The sequence below is a fragment of the Paenibacillus sp. FSL R5-0486 genome, from assembly GCF_037975155.1.
Taxonomy (GTDB): Bacteria; Bacillota; Bacilli; order Paenibacillales; family Paenibacillaceae; genus Paenibacillus; species Paenibacillus amylolyticus.
In genome coordinates this window covers 4722699-4748255 of record NZ_CP150237.1, presented here as the reverse complement: position 1 = coordinate 4748255, position 25557 = coordinate 4722699, and the positions used below count along the sequence as shown (strand labels likewise).

Here is a 25557-nt window from a genome sequence, read left to right as displayed (position 1 = left end):
GAGACGTTGCAACGCTCTATCTGACTATAATAAATTCTGTATTACTGGATACATTTTAAGATCGAAGGAGTAAGAGACATGCAAGCATGATAGGGCTGAACCTTCATGTTTGCATGTCCCTTTTTTTGTTCTCAAAAGAGTCTATGTTATTGAATAGTTTACCCAAGCGCCACGTGTAGCCCCGAGACGTTCGAATAATTGCTGTGCCCGCTCATTGGTCACTGCTGTGATCCAAGACATATATGCACATCCATGGTCCCGCGTATATTGCTGACAGTGTGCAAATAATTTGACTTCTGCTTCGCCCTCTCTGAATGTTTCCGTAACAAATAGGTCATTCATGATGGCGACACGTTCTGCTTTCATCGTGCTGTAGGTAAAGAACAGGGTGGAAAATCCGATAAGCTTCCCGTCCTCTTCTGCCACGAATTGAGCACCGATCTGCTGATTAAGCAGGTTGTTGATCAAAAGCTGGATGGATTGATGACCAGGCCAAGGGTTGTTGTAGAATCCCACCACATAGTCATGCATTAATGCCATCAGGGGTTTCAGATCATCAGGTTGAGTTTCTCTGATATGTATGGTCACGGTACACTTCCTTAACAGTATTTATATTTCTTAGAATTGAATTATTATACATATAAATGAATTAATATTCAAAGGAAATGATAAATAGGCTGAGCTTCACATATCATTCAAACAAGTAGTACAACCATAAAAATCCCCTGAACCGTTAATGGTCAGGGGATTTTTCTATTGTTACTGTTACATCGCACCTTATGAGCTAAGCATACTATCCATTTTTAATCGTGGATGGCAGACTCTTGATCAATTCATCATTTGGCGTGACAAACAACGTCTTCTGATGATCATAGATCACAAAACCAGGCTTCGCACCACTTGGTTTGCGCACATGACGGATAAACGTGTAATCCACAGGCACACTGCTGGACTCCTTGGCCTGGCTGAAATAGGCAGCAAGTTGTGCTGCTTCTTCCAATGTAGCTTCACCAAAGTCCGTACTGCGAATAACGACATGTGAACCTGGAATGTCTTTGGTATGCAGCCAAGTGTCGTTGGAAGAAGCAAGACGGTTGGTCACATACTCATTCTGCAGGTTGTTTTTGCCCACAAGAATATCAATTCCCTCCGAGGAGGTGAACTGGTGTACGGTTGGACGGTCACTTTTCTTCTTCTTTTTACCCTTTTTATTACGGTCACGAAGGTATCCTTGCTGTACAAGCTCGTCCCGTATTTCCTCAATATCGTTCATGGATGCAATGGACAGCTGCTGCAACAGGTTATCGAGATAGTCAATCTCGTCTTTGGTTTTGCCAAGCTGCTCATGAATCACAGCCAGACTGTTCTTGTATTTGTTATACCGCTTGAAATAACGTTGTGCGTTGTCAGACGGTGTGAGCAGTGGATCAAGCTGAATGGTAATGTTGGCTTGGTCTTCATCGTAGAAGTTCACAAGCTCGACGCTTTTGTCCCCTTTGTGAACCTGATGCAGGGAGGCAAACAGCAACTCACCCCATAGTCTGAACTTGTCCGCATCGTCCGCTTCCAGCAGATCCTTGTTCAGGTTGTCCAGCTTTTTGATGTTTTTGCTTCGCTCATTCTGCAGAAAACGGAGCAGATCACTTACTCTCTGTTTAACCGTGTCCCGTTCAGCCTTGTCTCCGTAGTAATCCTCCATGCACTTGCTCATCGTGTCATAGGTTTTCTCCAAGTCCTGAATGCTTTGAAGATGAACGGCCGAGAAAATCATTTTGCCTTTGGCGTTCATTCCGGTTACAGGCGTGTAGATATGATCTCTGACAGGCCCCATCACGGCTTCAAAAGCGTTCCAGAGTGCACCAGCCTCAACTTGGCTCTCACCCTCCACCACAGCCTGAGTGCTCACTGGGCCTTCAGCAGCAATCCCACGTGTAGCAATCTCTCCCGCAATTAACGGGCTAAGACCGCTAAAGGAGTTCACAAGCCAGCGTGATGCATCTTCCTCAGCGGCATGATAGCTGTCCTCGAATGCTGTACGACTCACTTCGAGCGGATTACTTTTATGTTGCTCGGGTGGGGCGGTATACGCGAATCCGGGCATGATTACCCGGTAGCTGCTGATGGAAGGAGTCACATGATGAATACCATCCAGAATCGTTCCTGTAACGGGATCAAGCAAAATAATGTTACTGTGACGCCCCATCAATTCAATAATGATCCGTTTAACGGATACATCCCCCAGTTCGTCACGCTGGCGCACATTGATGTGGATAATACGTTCCATGCCAATCTGACGGATCTCCTCAATGATTGCACCTTCACAGTGCTTGCGGAGCAACATACAGAACATGGGTGCTTCCGTAGGGTTAAGGAATGTCTTTTCCGTATAATGCACACGGGGATATGTCGGGCTTGCCGAAACAAGCAATTTACTATTTCCGCGCTGAGCACGCAGGGTGAGAACTACGTCATGGCCATTCGGCTGATGGATTTTGCTGATACGTCCACCAATGCAGCCTTGCAGTTCATGAACAATGGCCCGTGTCACAATGCCGTCCAATGCCATTTTTTCCACTTCCTCTCTCTATCGAGCATCTGCATTTATCATGCCAAATGCTTCATCTATATAACTGAAACGTGCAACCAGGTATGTAAAAAAACAAGGACTGGCTACAGATTCTTCGTTGCTTGCCTGTTGAACGCTGGAATTGGTACTGCGCAGAACATCGCAGACTTTTATTTTAGCCTATTCTGTCCATCAGGGAAAGGATTCACCTTCCGGGTGCTAATCACAGACCTGTCCGAATACATATAGAGCAGGTAGTTTGTCCGGCATAGTGTACAGCCTGTCGACCAGCGCGCCGGTGAGTCATGTGAGCTTATTTTGCAGATGAAATACAGACTGGGAGGGAAACTTGAAGCATGGAACATACCAAGTGGCATCAACTTAGTGATGAAGAGCTTCGTAACACTCTTGGCGTCAGCCCGCAGGAAGGATTGACGGATGAAGCTGTAGCAGAGAAGAGGAAAGTGGTCGGTTCGAATGAGCTGAGCGAGGGGAAACGCATTTCTCCAATTACATTGCTCTTGAATCAGTTCAAGGATTTTATGGTGCTGGTGTTAATGGGAGCAACGTTGGTATCCGGATTACTGGGTGAGTATCTGGATGCGGTAACGATTGTGGCTATTATCGTACTGAATGCAATTCTGGGGTTTGTACAGGAATTCCGGGCTGAACGATCTCTTCGTGCATTGAAACAGTTGTCTGCACCTCTTGCCAAAGTGCTTCGTTCAGGCCAGGAAGTACACCTTGCCGCCAAACAACTTGTCCCCGGAGATATTGTCATGGTGGAGAGTGGGGACCGTATACCCGCGGATGTGCGCTGGCTGCAAACGAACAGTCTGGATGTCGAGGAGTCGGCACTTACCGGGGAATCGGTTCCTGTAAGCAAACACTGCCTTCCGATTGCGGACGAGGACGTTCCGCTGGGTGATCAGAAGAATATTGGTTTTATGGGTACCATGGTCACTCGTGGTACAGCCAAAGGTGTGGTTATCCGTACGGGGATGGAGACGGAGATGGGCAAAATCGCCGATCTGATCCAAAATACGGAGGAGCAAGAAACACCGTTACAGCACAGGCTGGAGCAATTGGGCAAAATTCTGATTTTTGTCGCATTGGGATTAACCATTATGGTTGTCGTCGCAGGTATATTGCACGGACAACCAGCCGTTGGCATGTTTCTGGCGGGGGTCAGCCTCGCGGTGGCTGCCATACCGGAGGGTCTGCCGGCTATTGTAACCATTGCACTCGCACTAGGCGTGCAGCGTATGATCAAACGTAAAGCCATTGTACGCAAACTGCCTTCTGTCGAAACTCTGGGCTGTGCATCTGTAATCTGTTCGGATAAGACTGGCACGCTCACTCAGAACAAGATGACGGTAACGGATGTGTGGTTGGAGGGACGTAACATCAAGGTTACCGGGGATGGTTATGCACCTGAAGGGCAGATGCTGGAGAACGGTCGTACGGTGGAACTGAAGAGTGACCAGTCGCTACGCAGAATGCTTCAGATCAGCGCGCTTTGCAACAATGCGAGTATTGTGGAAAGTGTTTCAAGCGAGGTGGGGAGCAAGAAAAAAGGCAAGGATACCAAAAAGGAAAGCAAGAAAAACACGAAAAAAGGTGAACTCCAAGAAGAAACCGTTCAACGAGATAATGTATTTTGGGAACTGAAAGGCGATCCGACGGAAGGGGCACTCGTCACACTGGCCTCCAAAATGGGGCTTACTCCTGCCGGACTCAAAGAGTTGTATGCCCGCCAGCAGGAATTCCCGTTTGATTCGGAGCGTAAACGCATGTCGGTCCTGGTTCATCATCAGGGGGGCCGAATGATCTATACCAAAGGTGCCCCGGATGTGTTGATCGGACACTGTAGTTATATTTTGTGGGAAGGCAAGGTTGTACCTTTCACTGGAACACTGCGGCAGAAAGTGATGGCAGCTAACGAGAGCATGGCCGGAGCGGCACTACGTGTCCTTGGAATGGCCTATCGTGAAGTGCGGCCGGAAGAAAAAGTGGCTGACGAACATGCCGCCGAAAGTCAGCTTGTCTTCGTAGGACTTGCAGGTATGATTGATCCACCGCGTCGTGAAGTGCGAGATGCGATTGCCACATGCCGCAAAGCGGGCATTCGTACCGTCATGATCACAGGTGATCATGGAACAACGGCAGAAGCCATTGCGCATCAACTCGGGATTCTTCCACGTGGAGGGGCTTCGTTAAGTGGTCAGCAACTGGCAGGCATGACAGACGAGCAACTGGATAAACAGGTAGAGGGCATATATGTGTTCTCAAGGGTATCTCCGGAACACAAGCTTCGCATCGTGAAATCGTTACAGCGCAAAGGGCATGTCGTCGCGATGACGGGTGATGGAGTCAATGATGCTCCGGCGATCAAAGCTGCAGATATCGGCATAGCGATGGGCATTACAGGAACGGATGTCACGAAGGAAGCTTCGGCACTCATTCTGAGTGATGATAACTTCTCAACCATTGTGGCTGCCATTGAAGAAGGCCGTAATATTTATGAGAACATTCGCAAGTTTATCCGTTATTTGCTGGCATCAAACGTGGGCGAAATATTGACGATGTTCTTTGCGATGATGATGGGCCTGCCGCTACCACTCGTACCTATTCAGATTCTGTGGGTTAACCTCGTAACGGATGGTTTGCCTGCAATGGCGCTGGGGGTAGATCAGCCTGAGAAAGATCTGATGGAACACAAACCCCGTGGCGCCAAGGAAAACATTTTTGCCCGCAGACTGGGGTGGAAAATCGTCAGCCGGGGTGTGTTGATTGGGTTATGCACACTCGGAGCGTTCTGGCTTACCCTTCAGGCTGCACCGGATAATCCGGGTCAACTGATCAAGGCACAGTCTGTGGCTTTTGCTACACTCGTTTTGGCGCAGCTTATTCATGTCTTTGATTGCCGTAGTTCGCGGTCCATCTTCCACCGGAATCCTTTACAGAACAAATATCTGGTTCTTGCGGTGATTTCATCGGTTGTACTGATGCTGGTTGTCATGTACGTTGAACCGTTACAGCCGATCTTCAAAACCGTACCGCTTGGCTTGCGTGAATGGGCGATCTGTATCGTTGCTGCAGGCATTCCAACGTTTCTTATGGGCGCAGGCAGCGTCTGGGGTGGTCGTCGTAATCGCCGCCGTATGGGTGGTACTGGCCGCTTCGTACCGAAAAGTACAAAGTTTTCGGCATAAAATCAATACCTTTTCCCTACCTATTTCGGTATGCTATCCTCAAAATGATTCAAAGCGGAAGCTTTGGCATTTTGCAGGATAGCTTTTTTGTGTAAATGCTGAATATGAATTTCTATGGTAATCCTGTAGAAGAGCAAGAATATAGCTTTGGCAGTAGACTGCCAAAAGGAGTGGGCAAGATTATGGAATTTACGAAAATGCATGGACTTGGTAACGATTTTATCGTTGTATTTGGTGAAAAGGAGCTTCCGGCAGATGCGGCAGAGTTGGCTGTGAAATGGTGCAACCGTTTCTTTGGCATCGGTGCGGACGGCCTGGTTTATATACTCCCTTCGGAGAAGGCGGACTTTCAGATGCGTATCATGAATTCGGACGGTTCGGAAGCAGAACAGTGCGGTAATGCCATTCGCTGTGTATCCAAATACGTATACGATCATGGTCACGTGAACCAGGAGCAGATCACCATTGAAACGATTGGTGCAGGGGTACAACCTGTGAGTCTCAACATTCATGATGGTAAAGTGGAAACGGTACGTGTCGACATGGGTGAGCCGATCCTGAACGGTCTTCAAGTGCCTACAACGGTGGATGCCAACCCAGTGGTTGATCACTACATTGAAGCAAATGGACATGCGTTCAAATTCACTGCCGTATCCATGGGTAACCCGCATGCGGTTATCTATGTAGATGACGCTGTGAATTTTGACCTCACGACTTGGGGACCACTTCTTGAAGTGCACCCTATGTTTCCAAAAAAAATCAATGTGGAATTCGCCACAGTTCGTGACCGTGGATATGTGGACATGCGTGTATGGGAACGCGGAGCGGGTCCAACACTAGCTTGTGGAACCGGAGCTTGTGCGACACTGGTATCCTCTGTCCTGAATGGACATACAGATCGTACAGCAGTCATCAGCCTCAAGGGTGGGGATCTCCACATTGAGTGGAATGAAGCTGACAATCATGTGTACATGACTGGACCTGCTGAAGTTGTTTTTAAAGGAATCACTTCATAAAAAGTGAAAGGTTTAACCAAAGGGGCCTGCGGGCCTCTTTTTTTGTCAAAAAGGATAGGTCGTGTCTCCTGTACAGAGACATATTGGGGGCTGTATGGCAAGAAAGTCCATATGAGCTGGATACTCATCAAAAACCTGTGTTTTTCTTCGTTTTTTAGCGTTTTTTGTGTTACATTAGTATGTAAATGATCACAGCTAGGCGGGGGGAAATGGGATGAAGGCGGATTTGCGCAAAGTTATGCAGGAACGGGTTCTCGTTGGAGATGGGGCCATGGGAACATTTCTGTACCAAATGGGGTTCCCGGTGGGGATTTCATATGAAGAATTAAACTTGATTTCACCTGAAGTAGTGGCGGATGTACATCGCCGTTATCGGGATGCAGGTACAGAAATATTTGAAACAAATACGTATTCTGCCAATTACGACAAGTTGTCCAAGTTCGGTCTGGAGTCCAAGGTGGAGGACGTGAACCGTGCCGGCGTACGCATCGCCAAAGAGGTAGCTGGAGATACCGGTTATGTGCTTGGTGCAGTTGGTTCCATTCGAGGTGGCAAGCGGACGAACGTGTCAACGAGTGAACTGAAACGCTTTTATCAACAACAGATCTCTGCACTGCTAGATGAAGGCGTGGATGGCATTTTGCTTGAGACCTTCTATGATATCGAGGAAATGGATATTGCCCTTTTGCAAGCGCGCAAGCTAAGTGATCTGCCCGTAATTGGACAGTTCGCGGTAGAGGATGTAGGACACACACTGGACGGATATACAATGCCTGAAGCCTTCCGGATTATGCGGGAGCAGGGCGCGGATGTCATTGGTTTTAACTGTCGCTCAGGTCCAAACGGAATTATGCGTGCCATGGAAACCGTCTCGGGACGAATTGGTATTCCAATGTCCGTCTACCCGAATGCGGGTGCAGCAGATTATGTAGATGGTGAGTTCCGTTATGGTGCGACTCCGGAGTACTTTGGTCAGACGGCAGTGCAATTTGCTGAACTGGGCGCTCGTATTATCGGTGGTTGCTGTGGTACGACACCTGATCATATCACCGCTATGAAAGAGGCGCTTGCTGACTATGTGCCTTCGCCTATTCTGGAGCCTGATCCGTCAGAATCCAAACCGCGTATTGTGTTGCATGAAAATGTGGATGAGCGTTCCGGACGTGGCGGACAGCCTACGATCGTTGATCTGGTCAAGCATCGTCACACCGTTATCGTTGAACTTGACCCGCCACGTGACTTGGACATTGCCAAGTTCATGAAAGGTGCCGAGACACTAAAAGCAGCCGGAGCCGATGCCCTGACACTGGCTGATAATTCACTCGCGGTTACACGCATGAGCAACATGGCGCTGGGTCACCTCGTTCAGGATCGCACGGGCCTTCGTCCACTGGTGCATATTGCCTGCCGTGACCGGAATCTGATTGGAACGCAGTCCCACATGATGGGGTTTGATGCTTTGAGTATTAATCATGTACTGGCTGTAACAGGAGATCCTGCAAGATTTGGCGATCTGCCTGGTTCGAGCTCGGTATACGATCTGACTTCTTTTGAAATCATACGCATGATCAAACAGTTGAACGATGGAGTAGCTTTCTCAGGTAAACCACTGAAGCAAAAAGCTGGTTTTGTAATCGGAGCAGCATTTAATCCCAATGTGAAATATTTGGAGAAAGCTGTACAACGTCTGGAGAAGAAAATTACCTCTGGCGCTGATTACATCATGACACAACCGATCTATGATCCTGAGTTGATTGTAGCAATGCACGAAGCGACCAAACATCTGGATGTGCCCATTTTTGTAGGTGTAATGCCGCTAGCGAGTGGACGGAATGCAGAGTATCTGCACAACGAGGTTCCCGGAATCCAGCTTTCGGATGAAGTGCGTTCCCGTATGGCAGGTCTGGAAGGCGAAGAAGGCCGTGCGATGGGAGTAAAAATTGCCAAAGAACTGCTGGACGTAGCAACAGCGCATTTCAAAGGCATCTATCTCATGACACCGTTTATGTTCTACGGCATGACGGCCGAACTGACTCAATACGTATGGGAGAAGTCGGAGCATCAATGTCCTACTTGTTTCAACCCTAATAATCAATTACAATAGTAAAACGGATGTGATGCCGATGTCATTCAGTATGACCGGATACGGTCAATCCGCCTTTCATTTTGGCGGCTATAAGGTACAATTAGAGATCAAATCTGTTAATCATCGTTATTGCGAAGTGATGATGCGTCTGCCAAGAGAGTGGACGTATTATGAAGACGGTTTGAGGAAGATCGTACAGAGTCGTTTGAAACGTGGGCGGATTGATGTTTATGTAATGAAAGAAAAAGAGGAAGACCAGGCTCTTCCCGCTGTTCTGAATGAACAGACGGTCAGGGCCTATCTGCAGGCTGCAGAGCAACTGGAGACCCAATATGGAATGCAGGGCAAACCAAGTATTGTGGATATGCTTGGTCTGCCGGACGTCATGGTTCATTCGGATGGGACAAGTTCCATTCCCGAAGAGCAGAAGGACGAATGGGAGCGAGTTCTGCAGGAAGGATTGAAAGAGGCTCTGTCCAGCCTTGAACAGATGCGCGCTCGCGAGGGTCTTCATCTGGCCAGTGATCTGGAACGGCGGATTACCCGTCTGGAGTCACTGCATACCGAAATGCTTGATCTTGCACCGACTGTGGTAAGTGATTATCGCAACAAGCTAAGACAAAGGCTTACGGAAATGCAGGAAGAAGGCTCTTTCCCTTTTGATGAGCATAAATTGGGTATGGAAATTGCAATGTTTGCCGATCGTTCTAACATAGAAGAGGAGCTTACGCGTCTACAGAGTCACTTTGGACAGAGCAGGGAACTGCTGAAGAGTGATGAGCCCGTAGGTCGTAAGTTGGACTTTCTAATTCAAGAGATGAATCGGGAAGTCAATACGATTGGATCAAAAGCCAACCATTTGGCTCTGGTGAATCGTGTTGTCGAGATGAAGGCGGAGCTGGAGAAGATTCGTGAGCAAGCGGCGAATATCGAATGAACGGCCACATTTCGGCAAAAGAGTCGCATGTATAGGGGGAAGAACCTGATTATGGCAATCAAACTCATTAACATTGGATTCGGTAACATCGTATCGGCGAACCGGATTATATCCATCGTGAGTCCGGAATCGGCGCCGATCAAGAGAATTATACAAGAGGCAAGAGATCGTCACATGCTGATTGATGCAACGTACGGAAGACGTACTCGTGCCGTAATTATTACGGATAGCGATCATGTCATTTTGTCTGCAGTTCAGCCTGAGACGGTCGCCCATCGTCTTTCTTCGAAAGATGATGATAACGACGAATAAAATGGAGTGTAATATGTCTAAGGGATTACTGGTAGTGTTGTCCGGCCCATCTGGGGTCGGGAAGGGTACTGTATGTAGCGCTTTGCGCAAACGGGTGCCGGAATTGATCTATTCCGTATCGGCAACAACCCGTCAGCCTCGTCTTGGTGAAGAACATGGTGTGAACTATTTCTTCAGAAGTCATGAAGAGTTCCAGAACATGATTGCTGAAGATCAATTGTTGGAACATGCGGAGTATGTTGGTAATTATTACGGAACACCGCGTGATTTTGTAGAGAAAACGATTAACGAAGGCCGCGACATCATTCTGGAGATTGAGGTTCAAGGCGCGTTAAAAGTGAAAGAGAAATTCCCGGAAGGGATCTTTGTTTTCCTGCTTCCTCCTTCATTGGACGAGCTGAAAGATCGCATTCAGGGCCGTGGTACCGAAAGCCAAGCGACCATTGATCACCGGATGTCCGTGGCGGTTGATGAGATCAGTCTGCTGGAGCAGTATGATTACGCTGTTGTTAATGATGAAATTGATTTGGCGTGCAAGAGAATAGAAAGCATCATAATCGCCGAACATTGTAAGATCAATAAATAATCCCTTTTGCCGCTGCAGAATGCGATATAAGTGGGGCAGTTGTCATATCATATACTGAAGCACTCCTTCTCGGAATGCCCGGGTGTGAAGACATGCCACATCAGTTCTGTCAGGCGGCAACTTGCGATTATACTAATGCGAAGAGGTGTTTGTTAATATGCTGTATCCTTCTATTGATGAAATGATGAACAAAGTCGACAGCAAGTATTCCCTTGTTGTTGCTGCTTCCCGCCGGGCTAGACAGCTACGTGAAGGTGAAAAAACGGATTTAAGAGGTGCGAGATCCCATAAACAAGTTGGCGTTGCACTGGAAGAAATCTATGGAGACCTGCTCGTTGTCATCAAAGGACAGGACGAAGAAGAAGAGTAAGCCGCCTGCGGCTGCTCTTCAACTGCATACGGCGTAAGCCGGATTAATTGACAACCGCGAGGTTGTTATTTTTTTACGAATAAGCATATTTTAACGGAATCTTACTTAGGACGTGTCTCAAAACTCGCTGAAGTGCATCTTTTACCGCCTTTTCGCCCCCTGCTGCGTCACTTTCCCTTGACGTGCCCCGGCACGCCTGCGGAAAACTTCCTTGCTTGGAACGAAAATTCGGGAAAATCTGCTTCCTTCGGAGTTTTCAGACGCGCCCTAGACGTCGTATAAATATCGGGGGAAATAAACATGTTGAACGGTAAAAAAATCGTGCTTGGTGTGACTGGCGGCATAGCCGCTTACAAAGCGGCAACATTATGCAGCAGACTTGTGCAAAAGGGAGCGGATGTTCATGTTATTATGACAGCTTCCGCTACACAGTTTATTACCGAATTGACGCTGCAAACGTTGACCCGAAATACCGTATACACCGATACATTTGATGAGCGTGAGCCAGCAGTCGTATCTCATATTCATCTGGCCGATCTGGCTGATCTTGTTCTGGTTGCTCCGGCAACAGCCAATGTGATTGCCAAGATGGCGCATGGCATGGCAGATGATATGCTCTCAACAACTCTTCTTGCGACGACAGCCCCTGTCATGATTGCACCAGCGATGAATGTACATATGTATGATCATCCAGCTGTAAAGCATAATATGAACCTGCTTGTTGAACGGGGCGCTATGATGATTGAACCGGGTGAAGGTCTGCTTGCGTGTGGATATGTGGGTAAGGGACGTCTGGAAGAACCGGAGAGCATTGTGGATGTGGTAGAACGTTTCTTTGAACAGCGAGAGTCTGCAGGCATTAGTCGGCAGGGACAAGCTCCATTGTTACAAGGCAAGAAGGTTGTTGTTACGGCTGGAGGTACGATTGAGCGCATTGACCCAGTACGATACATTACGAACGATTCATCTGGCAAAATGGGATTTGCCATAGCCGCAGCTGCGCGTGATCTGGGGGCAGATGTGAAATTGGTTATGGGCAGTACCCAATCCAAGCCACCGGAGAACGTGGAGTTGATCCCTGTACAGTCTGCACAGGATATGTATGAAGCGGTAACACGCGAGTGGGACGATGCTGATATCGTGGTTAAGGCGGCGGCAGTTGCCGATTATCGTCCAAAGGAAGTTTACACCGAGAAGATCAAGAAGAAAGGCGACACGCTGTCGCTCGAACTTATTAAAAATATAGATATTCTTGAAACACTGGGCAAACAGAAAACCCATCAGTTTTTGATTGGTTTTGCTGCGGAGACTCAGTCAGTTGAGATGTATGCACGTGAGAAATTGGAACGGAAAAACTGTGATCTGATCGTAGCCAATGATGTAACCCGCACGGGTGCAGGATTTGGAACAGACACCAACGCGGTACATATCTATGACCGGGAAGGTTTGGTGGAGGAGCTTCCAGTGATGGCCAAGGACGATGTGGCTCATCGGTTGCTCCGGATTGCGGCGGAGCGCATTGCCGGGAGGAATTAGGATATGGAGATTGCCAAGGTCATAGTCGATGTTCCCGTGAAGGAAACAGATCGGCCGTTTGATTACCTGGTACCTGAATCGATGAGAGAATGGATCGAGATTGGCAGCCGGGTGGGTGTGCCTTTTGGTCATCGGACGGTGCAGGGATTCGTGATTGATCTTGTGCCGCGTACCGGAGAGGAAACATTCAAGCTTAAGCAGATTCAGGAGTTACTGGACATTGTTCCCCCGTTGTCAAAGGATTTGGTTGAGTTGGCCGAATGGATGAGTGGACGTTATGCCAGTAACCGGATTTTGTCATTGCAGGTCATGGTGCCGACGGCATTGAAAGGGAAAGCAGAGCGATACATCTCGCTGGGAGATGCACTTGATGGACAGATGGCGGGTGCACAACCGGATGATGAGGTGTTATTTGTTTGGGGAGAAGAGTCTACGACTGAGAAAGTACAGCAGGATATCATCCGTTTTGTCAAAAGTCGGGGTCAGGTACCGCTGCAACAACTGAGTCGAAAATATCCCAATCATGCTGCACTAATTAAGAAATTATTGCTTGGTGGTGTACTGCTGGAAAGTCAGGCCATCAAGGACAAGTTAAATAAAAAAACGATGAAGTCCGTTGATCTGGCTGTAGATATTGCTGCTGCTCAGGAAGCACTTGCTTCATTCCCGGCGAAAGCACAGCGGCAGAAGGAGATTCTGACTTTTTTGCTGGAAATGAAAGAACTGCTGCCCATGCCGATGAAAGAAGTGTTATCTACACTACAGGTATCGGCCGCAACGATTAAAGGGCTTGAGGAAAAGGGATTGATTGTCACCGAGGACGTTGAGGTCTTCCGTGACCCTTATCAGGGCAGGACGTTCAAAGCGACTGAACCGCTGGTTCTGACCGATGAGCAAAAACTTGTCTACGACAATATCAATGGCCGATTGCAGGAACAACGCCATGGGGTGTTTTTGTTACATGGTGTTACGGGAAGTGGCAAGACGGAAGTCTATCTTCAAACCATTCAACAATGCATCGAACAGGATCGGCAGGCTATCGTACTGGTGCCCGAGATTGCGCTCACACCACAGATGGTAGAACGTTTTAAAGGGCGATTTGGAGACCAAGTTGCTGTTATGCACAGTCGTCTGTCTGGCGGTGAACGTTATGATGAATGGCGCAAGATTCGTGAGGGTCAGGTGAAGGTTGCAATTGGGGCACGTTCAGCTGTATTTGCTCCATTCAGTCGGCTTGGGTTGATCATTATGGATGAAGAACACGAGACTTCCTACAAACAGGAGGAAACTCCGAAATATCATGCTCGTGATGTAGCGGTAAAAAGAGCACAGCAGCATCAGGCGGTGGTTGTTCTGGGTTCAGCGACACCTTCGCTGGAAAGTTATTACGCTGCACGCTCGCAGAGTAATGATGATTTTGCACCACTCTTACTGGAGATGCCAACGCGGGCACTGGGTAACAAGCTGCCTGAAGTGCGGATCGTTGATATGCGTGAAGAGTTGAAGGATGGCAACCGCTCCATGTTCAGCAGGGCTTTGCACAAAGGGCTGGAGGAACGCTTGGAACGTGGTGAACAGACGGTGCTTCTGCTGAATCGCCGTGGATATTCGACCTTTGTTATGTGCCGAAGTTGTGGATATGTGGCAGGTTGTCCTGAATGTGATATTTCATTGACGTATCATCAGCGCTCGAATAATCTCCGTTGTCATTACTGCGGGTATGCGGAAGCGGCTCCGGAAGTGTGTCCGGACTGTGGAAGTGAGCATATTCGATACTTTGGTACAGGTACACAGCGAGTCGAGGAAGAGCTTGCCAAGCTCTTCCCGGGTATTCGGGTCATTCGGATGGATGTGGATACAACAACGGAAAAAGGGGCTCACGAGAAGCTACTGAAACAGTTTCGTGAGAAAAAGGCGGATGTATTGCTGGGCACCCAGATGGTTGCGAAGGGTCTTGATTTCCCGGATGTAACCCTGGTTGGCGTGATAACAGCGGACTCAGCGTTGAATTTACCTGATTTCCGTGCTGCGGAAAAAACGTTTCAGTTGCTAACACAGGTAGCTGGCCGAGCGGGTCGGCACCAATTGCCTGGTGAGGTGTTTGTTCAGTCCTATACGCCGGAACACTACTCCATTGGCCATGCGAGTCAGCATGACTATGTGTCGTTTGTACGTGAGGAATTGCTGCACCGTCGCAATTTGCAATATCCGCCATACTGTCGCCTGATTCTGGTGACCTTTTCGCATGAGCAACTTCCGGTATTGATTCGTCTTGCCGAGAACTATACGCGAATACTGAAAGAGAAGGCTAATGCGGCTGGATGGCTCGGCAGTCTGGATCGATTCAGCAATGATGCCTTTGATGTACTGGGGCCGGTAGCGTCTCCGATTCCTCGGATCAAGAATAGATACAGATTCCAATGTATGATAAAATGGCGGGGGGATGTAGACGCCATAGGACTCGCTCTGGCTACGGCCCGGCGCATGGACGATGATGTTCAGGCGCAAAAATTGCTTATTAGTCTGGATGTAGACCCGCAAATGTTAATGTAAGCATTTTGCAGCAATGCGGATGTAAACAAGCGGTATAAACATAGATTAAAATGAATACCCCAAAAATACAGATATCGTCCTGAAATTATGATGAGGATTAGGAAGGTGCTTACAACATGTCGATTCGCATTATCGTGCAAGAACCAGATGAGGTGCTCCACAAGAGAGCCAAAGAAGTAACCAAAATTACACCAAATGTACAAAAATTGCTGGATGATATGGCTGATACCATGTACGATGCGGAAGGTGTGGGTCTTGCTGCGCCACAGGTCGGTATTTTGAAACGTCTGATTGTTATCGACGCAGGTGATGAGCAAGGGCTGATCAAGATGATTAACCCGGAGATCATTGCAAGTGAGGGAGAACAATTTGGACCTGAAGGTTGTCTGAGTATCCCTGGAATTAATGGTGATGTTCGTCGTTTCGAGACCGTTACAGTTAAAGGTCTGGATCGTGAAGGTAAAGAGCTGATTATTACGGGTAGTGGCTTGCTGTCCCGTGCATTCCAGCATGAGATTGATCATCTGGATGGCGTACTCTTTACGGATGTCGCCGAGAAAGTGTACGAAATTGCAGCCGATCAAACGGGACCGCGTCGTAATTAAGGAGTGATCGATTTGAATATTGTTTTTATGGGAACACCTGAGTTTGCAGTTCCTTCTCTCGATATGCTGATTGCAGAGGGGTACAATGTGGTGGGTGTGGTGACTCAGCCTGATAAACCACAGGGACGCAAAAAAGTACTTACGCCAACACCGGTTAAGGCCGCGGCAGAACGCCACGGTCTGCCGGTGTTTCAACCTGTTAAATTGCGTGATCCGGAAGCCGTAGCCCGCTTGGCTGAATGGAAGCCGGATCTGATCGTAACCGCGGCCTTTGGACAGATTCTGCCCAAAGCTGTGCTGGATATGCCTGTTCGTGGTTGTGTGAACGTGCATGGCTCTCTTTTACCGAAATATCGGGGAGGAGCACCGATTCAACGTTCCATTATTAACGGGGAATCCGTGACAGGAGTCACATTGATGTATATGGCTGAAGGCTTGGACACCGGAGATATGATCTCGCGTGTGGAACTGCCAATTACGGATGAAGATACATCAGGATCGATGTTTGATAAATTAAGTGAGGCTGGTTCCAAACTGCTTCAGGCAGAAATGCCACGATTGATTGCAGGCGAGACAACGGCGGTCCCTCAGGATGATGCCGAGGCTTCATATGCTCGCAATCTGACTCGGGATGACGAGAAAATGGACTGGAGTCGTACTTCACGCCAACTGTTCAATCAGATTCGTGGTCTTGTGCCGTTCTCCGGTGCATTTACGATGTGGGATGATCAGGTCTTCAAAGTCTGGGCAACGGCTAACCCCGATCAGGTGGATCTGGCAACTTCTTCGGATGCTGGACAAGCAGAGCCGGGAACCGTGCTGCAATTGAACAAGGCAGGGATTGAAGTTCGCACTGGGGATGGGTCTCTCTGGTTGACTGAAGTGCAACCTGCAGGCAAAAAGGTGATGCAGGCCGCTGACTTTGCTCGCGGTGGTACACTGAAACCTGGAACGGTGCTGCGATGAGCGGTAATATACCAGGTCGTTCGTCAGGAAAGGGCCAGCAAGCTAATGGGAATTCATCCGGACGTGAAGGAAACCGTCGTCCGAATTCGGGTAAATCGGGTGGTGCATCTCGCTCCCAGCAACCCAAAACATCTGCTCGTACATTGGCAGTCAAGGTTCTGAGTGCTGTTGAGCAAGATGGAGCATACAGTAATCTGGAGTTGAACCGTCGTCTGAAAGAGGCGGATTTAAGCCCCGCAGATGCTGGACTAGCTACCGAATTGGTGTATGGAACAATCGGCAGATTGAATACACTTGATTATTTTCTGGAACGTTACGTCGCCAAAGGAGTATCCAAACTGCAACCATGGGTTCGTAGCCTGCTGCGAATCAGCGTATATCAGATGATATACCTGGATCGTATTCCGGAGCATGCCGTGGTGAGCGAAGCGGTTAATCTGGCGAAGAAACTGGGCCATCAGGGAATCTCGGGTATGGTGAATGGAGTGCTCCGCAATATGATCCGCAATCGGGATGAACTTCGTATTCCAGAACATCTGCCCGTTGCCGAACGTATTTCACTGGAGCATTCCCACCCGTTATGGATGGTTGAACGCTGGATTGCCCAGTACGGCGAAGAGACAGCGGAAGCGATCTGTCGTGCGAATAATGAGCCGCCAGCGGTGAGTGTCCGGGTCAACACAACAATGACCACACGGGAGAAACTGATGCATGAGATGACCAGTACAGGTGCAGTCGTTGAAGCTTCTCAGCTGAGTTCCGATGGAATTCTTGTACGTAGTGGCGGAAACATGGCTCTAACGTCCTGGTATCGGGACGGGTTGTTCTCTGTACAGGACGAAAGTTCCATGCTTGTCGCTGAAGCAGTTGCGCCAGAAGTAGACCAACTTGTATTGGATTGTTGCGCAGCTCCAGGTGGTAAAACAGCTCACATGGCTGAGAAAATGCAGGATCGCGGTCGTATTGTCGCGAATGATGTACATGCTCACAAGCGCCAGCTGATCCTGGATCAGGCGGAGCGTCTCGGTCTGACTTGTATCGATGCTGTAACTGGAGATGCGCTAGACCTGAATGAACGGTATCCGGAAGCGTCGTTTGACCGCATTTTGCTGGATGCACCATGTTCAGGTCTGGGTGTTATTCGCCGCAAGCCTGATGTGAAATGGACCAAAACCGTAAAAGATATCGAAGATATCGCAGGCTTGCAGCGTGAATTGCTTGATCATGTTGCACCGTTGTTAAAACCAGGTGGTATTCTGGTGTATAGCACGTGTACGATTGAGCCTGCTGAGAATGAGGATATGGTTGCAGACTTCTTGAATCGACATCCGGAATACAGCCCAGCAGAAGCATCCGTCTGGTCTGAATCGGAGACAGCGAACTTGAAGGTTGTGAACGGTGGTATTCAGATTTTGCCACAATACGCTCACAGTGACGGATTTTTCATCGCACGGTTGACAAAAACAGTGGAATAACAGTTTAATAGAGCACGGAAGTATGACCGCCGAGGGGAACTTCGGCGGATTTCTTTGTGATGGGACTTCGATATAATTGTCAGAGAATGTGATGACAGGGTGCGATGGCGGCATTGAGATGTTATAATGCATGAAGTACAGATATCAAGGGTATACATGGATGTAACGTGGTCTTTGTGATAGAATAGGACGAATGGAACGAAAAGAAGGAAGCCAACGAAAAGAAAAGAAGGAATAGGTGTTGACAACAAAATGAAACCTTTTATATATGATTATTCTCTGGAACAACTGCAGCAATGGGCTGTTGAGAATGGGGAGCCGGCGTTTCGCGGTGGCCAAATCTTTGACTGGATTTATGTAAAACGCGTGAATGATTTCAGTGAAATGACCAATCTGTCCAAGCCATTGCGTGAAAAACTGACAGAGCAATTTGAATTCGTAACGCTTAAGGAAATTACCAAGTTTGAATCCAAGGATGGAACGGTTAAATTCCTCTTTGGTCTTCATGATGATCATGCCATTGAGACAGTAATTATGAAGCATAACTACGGGAACAGCATCTGTGTAACCACACAGGTTGGTTGTCGTATTGGTTGTACGTTCTGTGCATCCACATTGGGTGGACTCAAGCGTAACCTTACGGCTGGGGAGATTGTTGCACAGGTTGTGCAGGCTCAGAAAATTCTGGATGAACGCAACGAGCGTGTCAGCAGCATTGTGATCATGGGTTCGGGTGAACCTTTCGAAAACTATGAAGCTACGATGACTTTCCTACGCATTATGATTCATGAAAAAGGGCTGAACATCGGTCAGCGTCACATCACGGTATCCACGAGCGGAATCGTTCCGAACATCTACAAGTTTGCAGATGAAGATACACAGATTAACCTCGCCATTTCGATCCATGCACCAAATGATGCACTGCGTTCGAAATTGATGCCGGTTAACCGTCGTTTTCCTTTTGAAGACGTGATGGAGTCCCTTCGTTATTATCTGGCCAAAACAGGTCGGAGAATTACGTTCGAGTATGCACTTATTGGTGGGGTAAACGACCAGCCAGAGCATGCAGCAGAACTGGCAAGTGTGCTTAAGAACATGTTGTGCCACGTGAATCTGATTCCGGTTAACCATGTACCTGAACGCAAATACGTAAGAACATCGAGAAGCGACATTTTCAATTTTCAGAAGATTCTCTCGGAACAGGGTGTTAATGTAACCATTCGTCGTGAACAGGGACATGATATTGCTGCCGCTTGCGGTCAGCTTCGTGCAAAGCATATGGAGTTGAGGTGAGAACGTTTTGATCAAAACAGTTCATGTGAGCCATATCGGACGAGTGCGTTCGGTGAATGAAGATTCAGCCTGGATTCGTAATCTCGATACAGGATATATTCTGGGTATTGTTGCCGATGGCATGGGTGGACATCTTGCAGGGGATACGGCAAGCCGCTTGGCAGTAGAGACGTTGGTGAAAGATCTGGGAACACTGGAACCAGGTCTGTCACATGCGTCTCTGTCTGCGGCTCTCAGCGATGCTATTTTGCATGCCAACGAAGTTATCTTCCGCACGGCATCAACAGATGACAAGTATCACAACATGGGAACAACGGTGGTTGCGGCTTTATTGAACGATACGGAAGGTGTTATTGGACACATCGGTGATAGCAGAGCCTACAAAATTGCGAACAAAGCTGTGATCCAGCTAACCGAGGACCATACACTGGTGAATGAATTGTTCAAAAATGGTCAGATTAGCAAAGAGGATGTGTCCCATCATCCACGTCGCAACGTACTAACTCGTGCGCTTGGAACAGATGCCGAGGTGAAGGTAGATCTGGATACCGTCAAGCTGGAGGAAGGCGAAGTTCTTCTCCTGTGCAGTGATGGTCTCAGTAACCTGGTCAGCAATGAGCAGATTATTCAGGTTGCCGGCAATCTGGAACTGGCATTGGAAGATCGTGCAGACCGACTGCTTCAGTTGGCTTTACTTGCTGGGGGAGACGACAACATCACGGTTGCTTTGTTCGAGTTGCAGAGGGAAGGTTCCGTGGATACGGAAACGGGGTGTGAGTCATGATTGGGCACCAGCTAGGCGGACGCTATGAAGTGATTGAGCGTGTCGGCGGTGGCGGCATGGCTCTTGTGTACAAAGCCCAGGATCTTCTGTTGAACCGGAATGTAGCGATCAAAGTCCTTAGACAACAGTTTGTGCATGACGAAGAGTTTATTCGCCGTTTCCGCAGGGAAGCACAGTCGGCAGCATCGCTGTCTCATCCGAATGTAGTTAGCATTTATGACGTGGGGCAGGAAGATGACGTTCATTATATTGTCATGGAGTACGTGGAAGGCAAAAACTTGAATGAAATTATTAAAGAACGCGCCCCTCTGCAGGTGGACGAATCGGTGCGAATCGCTTCCCAGATTGCAGATGCTCTTGATCATGCACATCATAATCAAATCATTCATCGGGATATCAAACCCCACAATATATTAATTGGCCGGAATGGCCGCGTGAAAGTCACGGATTTCGGGATTGCCCGTGCCGTTACGTCTACAACGATTACGCAGACGGGTTCTGTAGTTGGTTCTGTACATTATTTCTCACCGGAGCATGCCAAAGGCATCGTTACTGGTGAAAAATCGGACTTATATTCTCTTGGGATCGTACTTTACCAGATGCTTACCGGGCAACTTCCGTTTCTGGGTGAAAGTCCAATCAGTGTGGCATTGAAGCATTTGCAGGAAGAGTTCGATGAACCACGCAAATTCAATCCATTGATTCCGCAAAGTGTAGAAAATGTCATCTTAAAATCCATGCGTAAAAATCCGCAGGAACGTTATCAGTCGGCCAAAGAAATGCAGACCGATCTGGAAACTTGCCTGATGCCGGAGAGACGAAATGAAACGAAGATTGATTTTCCGGATGAGGATGATATAGATCAGACTCGCGTTATGCCAGCGATCAAGCCTGAACCGCGCGGAGTTACATCGACGGGTGCAGTGCCTGTGATGGAGTCTGACGAAGAAACTGGCAAGGGTAAAGCAAAAGCTAAGAGCTGGAAGAAGCCAGCTCTACTCATTTCATTAACCGTTCTTATTCTAATCGCCATGGTGGGCGTTGTATGGTATGTCAAGGGTATGCTGGTTGTACCTGAAGTAACCGTGCCTAACGTGATCACCCAGACAGAAGAAAAAGCTCGGGAAATGCTTGAGGAGAAAGGACTCGTCGTCAGTGATGAGGTCATCCGTCTGTATCAGGAAGGTGTCGAACCCGGTATCGTCTATGAACAGAGCAGAAAAGAAGGCGATGTTGTCAAAGAAGGTTCCGAGGTCCAGATCAGTGTTGGTGCAAAAAAAGAACTGGTGAAGATGATTGATGTCAAAAAAGAAACTTATGATGAGGCTGTCAAGAAGTTGACTGCGCTTGGCATTAAGGAAGATCAGATTCAGCGGAAAGACGAGTTCTCCAATGATGTGGCTTCAGGTTCTGTTATTTCCCAGACACCGGGTGTGAATGAGGAATTCGATCCTGTGACAGTTCAGATTGAGTTAACCGTAAGTAAAGGCACTGAAACGGTCAAAATGCCTGATCTGAAAAATCATACCCGCAGTGAAGCCGAAGAAAAACTTAAATCAGTTGGACTTGTACTTGCTCAGGTGCAGGAAGAATCAAGTTATACGGTGGACCAGGGCAAAGTGACGCAGCAATGGCCTGTGGAAGCTGGCGCAGAGGTTAGTCCTGGTGATAAGATTACAATCTTTATCAGTACAGGGTATCCGCCAGAAGCGCTGGAATATCCTTTTAATATCAATGTCTCACCCAAAGAAGAGGGCAAAAACAGTAAAATCCGTATCACATATGAAGACGCACGTGGCAAGAATCAGGAATGGGGAACACGCACCGTGAACTCAACCCAGACCTTGACCATTCCACTTGTGCTCGCTCCAAATGAAAATGGGGCTGTGTCCGTATATCGTGATGGACAGTTCCTGGATACGTATCTTGTCTCCTACAGTGAAGCCAAAAATGGAACAGTAAACGTACCTTCCATTGACCCGGAACAAAGCACTGAGACGCCGCCAGAAAATGAGCCTGATCCAGGTGAAGGTAGCGTTGATGAGGGAAGTGTTGATCCCAATCAGGAAGGTGAACCTGAGTCCACACCGGCAGACGGTGAGGGTGACAGCGTAGATGAGGACACTTCTGCCATGAATAATGGTAAGGGGCACGGCAAGGAAAAAGAGAAGAAAAAGGAAGTCATTAACGCATCAAGCCGTCCATAAGGGCGGCTTATGCTGGCGTCTGGAGTAAATGTACCACCATCTAAAGGAGGGCGTCGGAGCTATGCCAGAAGGTATCATCGTTAAAGCGCTAAGCGGTTACTATTATGTCATGCCAGTGGAAGACAACGGGGTTCCTTCGGTTGAAGGTTCCGCCGTTCAATGTCGAGCCAGAGGTATCTTCAGAAAGCGGGGAACGTCACCGCTTGTAGGTGATCGCGTCAGCTACATGTTGACAGAGAACGGAGAAGGAACGGTAGATGAAATCCGGAAGCGTGAGACGGAACTTATCCGTCCTCCTGTAGCCAATGTAAGTTTGGCTGTTCTTGTGTTCTCTGTGAAGGAACCGGATATGAACCTGAACCTGTTGGACAAGTTCCTTGTTCATATCGAGCAGGCGGGGCTGGATGCACTCATTGTGTTGACCAAACTGGATTTGGCTGATCCAACCAAAGACACTGTTGCTGAAGTGAAAGCATTGTATGAGCAGGTTGGTTATGAAGTGATCTCCACAAGTTCACGTACCGGTGAAGGCAGTGAATTGCTCAGAGACCGACTGGCTGGTAAGATCAGCGTATTCTCCGGACAATCCGGTGTAGGCAAGTCTTCGATGTTAAATGCATTGATGCCGGGCTTGACGCTGGAGACAAATGCGATCAGCATGCGTCTAGGACGAGGGAAACACACCACTAGGCACGTGGAGCTTATTCCGTTGGATAATGGTGGATTTGTTGCGGATACGCCAGGATTCAGCCAACTGGACTTTCTGGAGATCGGTGTGGAGGAACTCTCCACTTGTTTCCGCGAATTCGCCCAGTTTGCAGATCAGTGCAAATTCCGAGGTTGTACCCATACACATGAACCAGGCTGTCGTGTGCTTGCGGCCAAGGAGGAAGGTCTGATCTCCGAAAGCCGATATCAGCACTATGTGCTGTTCCTGAACGAAATGAAAGATAAGAAGCGGAGGTATTAACATGATTAAAATTGCCCCATCGATATTATCAGCTGATTTTGCCCGCCTTGGTGCGGAAGTTGCAGAAGCTCAAGCTGCAGGAGGAGACTGGATTCATGTTGACGTTATGGACGGTCATTTCGTCCCTAATATTACGCTTGGACCTGCGATTGTGAAGGCAATCGCTCCACATACAAGCTTGCCGCTCGATGTGCATTTGATGATTGAGAATCCGGAGCGTTATGTTGAGGAATTTGCCAAAGCGGGTGCAGCGGTAATTACCGTTCATGCTGAGGCTTGTGTGCATTTGCACCGCGTTATTCATCTAATTAAGGAGCAAGGAGTGAAGGCAGGAGTTGCCCTTAATCCAGGAACGCCAGCATCTGCCATTCTCGAAGTTCTGGATGATGTGGACATGGTTCTTGTCATGACGGTCAATCCTGGCTTTGGCGGACAGGCATTCATCTCGGGTACGATGAACAAAATCAAGCAGATTCGTACTTGGTTAAACGAAAAGGGACGCCATGATGTACATATCGAAGTAGATGGCGGAATTGCTGCCGATACAGCCCCTCTTGTGGTGGAAGCTGGAGCAGATGTGCTCGTTGCCGGAAGTGCCGTATTTGGACGTGAGGATCGTGCTGCCGCGATTACTGAAATTCGCCGTAGCTACGGAGGCTGATCTATGACCCTCAAGGAGACACTGTGGACGATGGCTGCGAGTCTCGTGACGGGACTTGTGCTTGCTTTGTTTGCGGTTATTCAATCCCCGTTTAATGCTATTACGTCATTAATCGGGGTAGGCGTTGTTATTATGTATTTCCGCAAATTTGATCGTACGGGACATCGGGTTACTTTTGTCATTTTCGGCATACTGTATTATTTACTGAGTGTTTTCATGATCGCTGCCTATCAATATATTCCTGCCCAAACGTAAATGACCTGATCTTCGGGCTTGTCATTGTGGAATAGGGATCGAAGGTTCCGCATAAATATGGTTACATGAGCAGGTTTCTCATGTAGCCTTTTTTGTCGTGTTTGAGGTAAAGAAGGCCTGAAGCATAGGATACGGCGGACGCATGAGCATGATGGGGAGGGTGAATTATGAAATTTTACACATTCAAACTGCCGAAGTTTTTGGGAGGGTTTGTAAAGGCGATTCTTAATACGTTTCAAAAGCACTGATCCGATTGATAAGGTAACAGGGAATACCGCCGCTTTGGCTCAGGCTTATCTGGAATTCGTACCTGCGAAGCGCCATGCGGCGGCCATTCACATGTTAATGAGCGTATTCAAGAATCCCTTTTTTGAATACCAAAAAAGCACCTGCAAGGAACAAGGTGCTTTTTGCTTACCCGATTTATAGTAGCTTTGCGTGATTATACGCGAGTCACTTTACCGGCTTTCAGTGCACGGGTGCTTACGTATACACGTTTTGGTTTGCCGTCAACGAGAATGCGGACCTTCTGAACGTTTACGCCCCAAGTACGACGGTTACGGTTGTTAGCGTGGGATACGTGGTTACCGGTGCCCGGTTTCTTACCTGTCACATAACATTTGCGAGACATAGATTACACCTCCTATCCTAAAATAACCAGTTGCCTTCAGAAACGAAAAGTCATTCCATAAGGACTAAATTGTTCTTCCTGATCATAAAGATCAGGTTTCAGTAGCTAATGGCGTTGTTTAAGCCGGCATGAACCGGATCATTTCCATTACTTAACCTGCATAAAACAATACTTGAATATAATATCATAATTAAAAAAGCTTCGTCAACTGATCCAAAAACTTTATTTATTTCTCCTGTCTAATATAGTACAATGTTGAGTAGTCCATAATACAGTGGTGAACAGGGTGTTGCCGCGAGGAAGTCGGAGAATAAACCGTACTTAGAGGTCGGTGGTCTGCTTTTTGGCAACGCTGTGAGCTGCGGCATTCCATCATTGGCACCAGTCTCCATGCGGCATTCATGCCGGCTCTTGATACCGGTGCATATCCGTATGCCCCGAAGTTAGGGGTGCAGAGAGTGCAGGATATTGGTAGCCCGGCCGCCCAGACCGTTAATCCGGCTGACATGTTGTATTGTATGCCTGTGCCGGAC

At 48.1% G+C, this 25557-nt stretch carries 22 protein-coding genes; 19 read left to right on the top strand and 3 right to left on the bottom strand.

Annotated features, from left to right (window positions below; translation table 11 throughout):
- Positions 1 to 141 precede the first annotated feature (141 nt).
- Positions 142 to 588 (bottom strand): GNAT family N-acetyltransferase, encoded by a 447-nt coding sequence (locus MKY01_RS21135; RefSeq protein WP_339283419.1) that lies wholly within the window; start codon positions 586 to 588, stop codon positions 142 to 144.
- 205 nt (positions 589 to 793) lie between these two features.
- Positions 794 to 2566, bottom strand: a complete 1773-nt coding sequence (locus MKY01_RS21130) for an NFACT RNA binding domain-containing protein (RefSeq protein WP_339283417.1) — start codon at positions 2564 to 2566, stop codon at positions 794 to 796.
- Between the two features lie 356 nt (positions 2567 to 2922).
- Between MKY01_RS21130 and MKY01_RS21125 the strand changes: the two genes are divergently transcribed.
- The 19 genes from MKY01_RS21125 (at position 2923) to spoVM (ending at position 24641) form a co-directional block, all read left to right on the top strand.
- The gene (locus MKY01_RS21125; protein WP_339283415.1) at positions 2923 to 5781 is read left to right on the top strand and encodes a calcium-translocating P-type ATPase, SERCA-type; all 2859 of its coding nucleotides are present in this window, start codon (positions 2923 to 2925) and stop codon (positions 5779 to 5781) included.
- Between the two features lie 182 nt (positions 5782 to 5963).
- A complete protein-coding gene (gene dapF / locus MKY01_RS21120) occupies positions 5964 to 6797 on the top strand; it encodes a diaminopimelate epimerase (protein WP_339283414.1) in 834 nt (277 codons plus the stop codon).
- 214 nt (positions 6798 to 7011) lie between these two features.
- The gene (locus MKY01_RS21115) at positions 7012 to 8901 is read left to right on the top strand and encodes a bifunctional homocysteine S-methyltransferase/methylenetetrahydrofolate reductase (protein ID WP_047843687.1); all 1890 of its coding nucleotides are present in this window, start codon (positions 7012 to 7014) and stop codon (positions 8899 to 8901) included.
- A gap of 19 nt (positions 8902 to 8920) precedes the next feature.
- A complete protein-coding gene (locus tag MKY01_RS21110; RefSeq protein ID WP_076211386.1) occupies positions 8921 to 9820 on the top strand; it encodes a YicC/YloC family endoribonuclease in 900 nt (299 codons plus the stop codon).
- Positions 9821 to 9871: 51 nt separating this feature from the next.
- Entirely contained in the window at positions 9872 to 10132 is a 261-nt protein-coding gene (locus tag MKY01_RS21105) for a DUF370 domain-containing protein (RefSeq protein ID WP_006209218.1), read from the top strand.
- A gap of 13 nt (positions 10133 to 10145) precedes the next feature.
- Positions 10146 to 10718, top strand: a complete 573-nt coding sequence (gene gmk / locus MKY01_RS21100; RefSeq protein ID WP_017687445.1) for a guanylate kinase — start codon at positions 10146 to 10148, stop codon at positions 10716 to 10718.
- A 157-nt stretch (positions 10719 to 10875) separates the two neighbouring features.
- A complete protein-coding gene (rpoZ, locus tag MKY01_RS21095; RefSeq protein WP_036614619.1) occupies positions 10876 to 11088 on the top strand; it encodes a DNA-directed RNA polymerase subunit omega in 213 nt (70 codons plus the stop codon).
- 300 nt (positions 11089 to 11388) lie between these two features.
- Positions 11389 to 12624 (top strand): bifunctional phosphopantothenoylcysteine decarboxylase/phosphopantothenate--cysteine ligase CoaBC, encoded by a 1236-nt coding sequence (gene coaBC, locus MKY01_RS21090; protein WP_074095764.1) that lies wholly within the window; start codon positions 11389 to 11391, stop codon positions 12622 to 12624.
- 3 nt (positions 12625 to 12627) lie between these two features.
- Positions 12628 to 15177 carry a primosomal protein N' gene (gene priA, locus MKY01_RS21085; RefSeq protein WP_036614614.1) on the top strand — a complete coding sequence of 850 codons (2550 nt, stop codon included), beginning with the start codon at positions 12628 to 12630 and terminating at the stop codon, positions 15175 to 15177.
- A 116-nt stretch (positions 15178 to 15293) separates the two neighbouring features.
- On the top strand, positions 15294 to 15782 hold the full coding sequence (def, locus tag MKY01_RS21080; protein WP_017687449.1) for a peptide deformylase: 489 nt from the start codon (positions 15294 to 15296) through the stop codon (positions 15780 to 15782).
- 12 nt (positions 15783 to 15794) lie between these two features.
- Complete coding sequence (gene fmt, locus MKY01_RS21075) at positions 15795 to 16748, top strand: methionyl-tRNA formyltransferase (RefSeq protein WP_339283411.1); 954 nt, start codon at positions 15795 to 15797, stop codon at positions 16746 to 16748.
- Positions 16745 to 18223 (top strand): 16S rRNA (cytosine(967)-C(5))-methyltransferase RsmB, encoded by a 1479-nt coding sequence (gene rsmB / locus MKY01_RS21070; protein ID WP_339283410.1) that lies wholly within the window; start codon positions 16745 to 16747, stop codon positions 18221 to 18223. Before fmt ends, rsmB begins: the two co-directional genes overlap by 4 nt.
- Before the next feature lie 252 nt (positions 18224 to 18475).
- Entirely contained in the window at positions 18476 to 19516 is a 1041-nt protein-coding gene (rlmN, locus tag MKY01_RS21065) for a 23S rRNA (adenine(2503)-C(2))-methyltransferase RlmN (protein WP_017687452.1), read from the top strand.
- Positions 19517 to 19523: 7 nt separating this feature from the next.
- Entirely contained in the window at positions 19524 to 20300 is a 777-nt protein-coding gene (locus tag MKY01_RS21060) for a Stp1/IreP family PP2C-type Ser/Thr phosphatase (RefSeq protein ID WP_036614606.1), read from the top strand.
- Positions 20297 to 22507, top strand: coding sequence for a Stk1 family PASTA domain-containing Ser/Thr kinase (gene pknB, locus MKY01_RS21055; protein WP_339283408.1), 2211 nt, complete (start codon positions 20297 to 20299; stop codon positions 22505 to 22507). Before MKY01_RS21060 ends, pknB begins: the two co-directional genes overlap by 4 nt.
- A 61-nt stretch (positions 22508 to 22568) precedes the next feature.
- The gene (gene rsgA, locus MKY01_RS21050) at positions 22569 to 23477 is read left to right on the top strand and encodes a ribosome small subunit-dependent GTPase A (RefSeq protein WP_339283406.1); all 909 of its coding nucleotides are present in this window, start codon (positions 22569 to 22571) and stop codon (positions 23475 to 23477) included.
- A 1-nt stretch (position 23478) separates the two neighbouring features.
- Positions 23479 to 24138 (top strand): ribulose-phosphate 3-epimerase, encoded by a 660-nt coding sequence (gene rpe / locus MKY01_RS21045; RefSeq protein WP_017687456.1) that lies wholly within the window; start codon positions 23479 to 23481, stop codon positions 24136 to 24138.
- 3 nt (positions 24139 to 24141) lie between these two features.
- A complete protein-coding gene (locus MKY01_RS21040) occupies positions 24142 to 24393 on the top strand; it encodes a hypothetical protein (RefSeq protein ID WP_047843680.1) in 252 nt (83 codons plus the stop codon).
- A gap of 167 nt (positions 24394 to 24560) precedes the next feature.
- Positions 24561 to 24641 (top strand): stage V sporulation protein SpoVM, encoded by an 81-nt coding sequence (gene spoVM, locus MKY01_RS21035; RefSeq protein WP_017687458.1) that lies wholly within the window; start codon positions 24561 to 24563, stop codon positions 24639 to 24641.
- Positions 24642 to 24835: 194 nt separating this feature from the next.
- Here spoVM and rpmB read toward each other — a convergent pair whose 3' ends face one another.
- Positions 24836 to 25024, bottom strand: a complete 189-nt coding sequence (gene rpmB / locus MKY01_RS21030; protein WP_017687459.1) for a 50S ribosomal protein L28 — start codon at positions 25022 to 25024, stop codon at positions 24836 to 24838.
- Positions 25025 to 25557 lie beyond the last annotated feature (533 nt).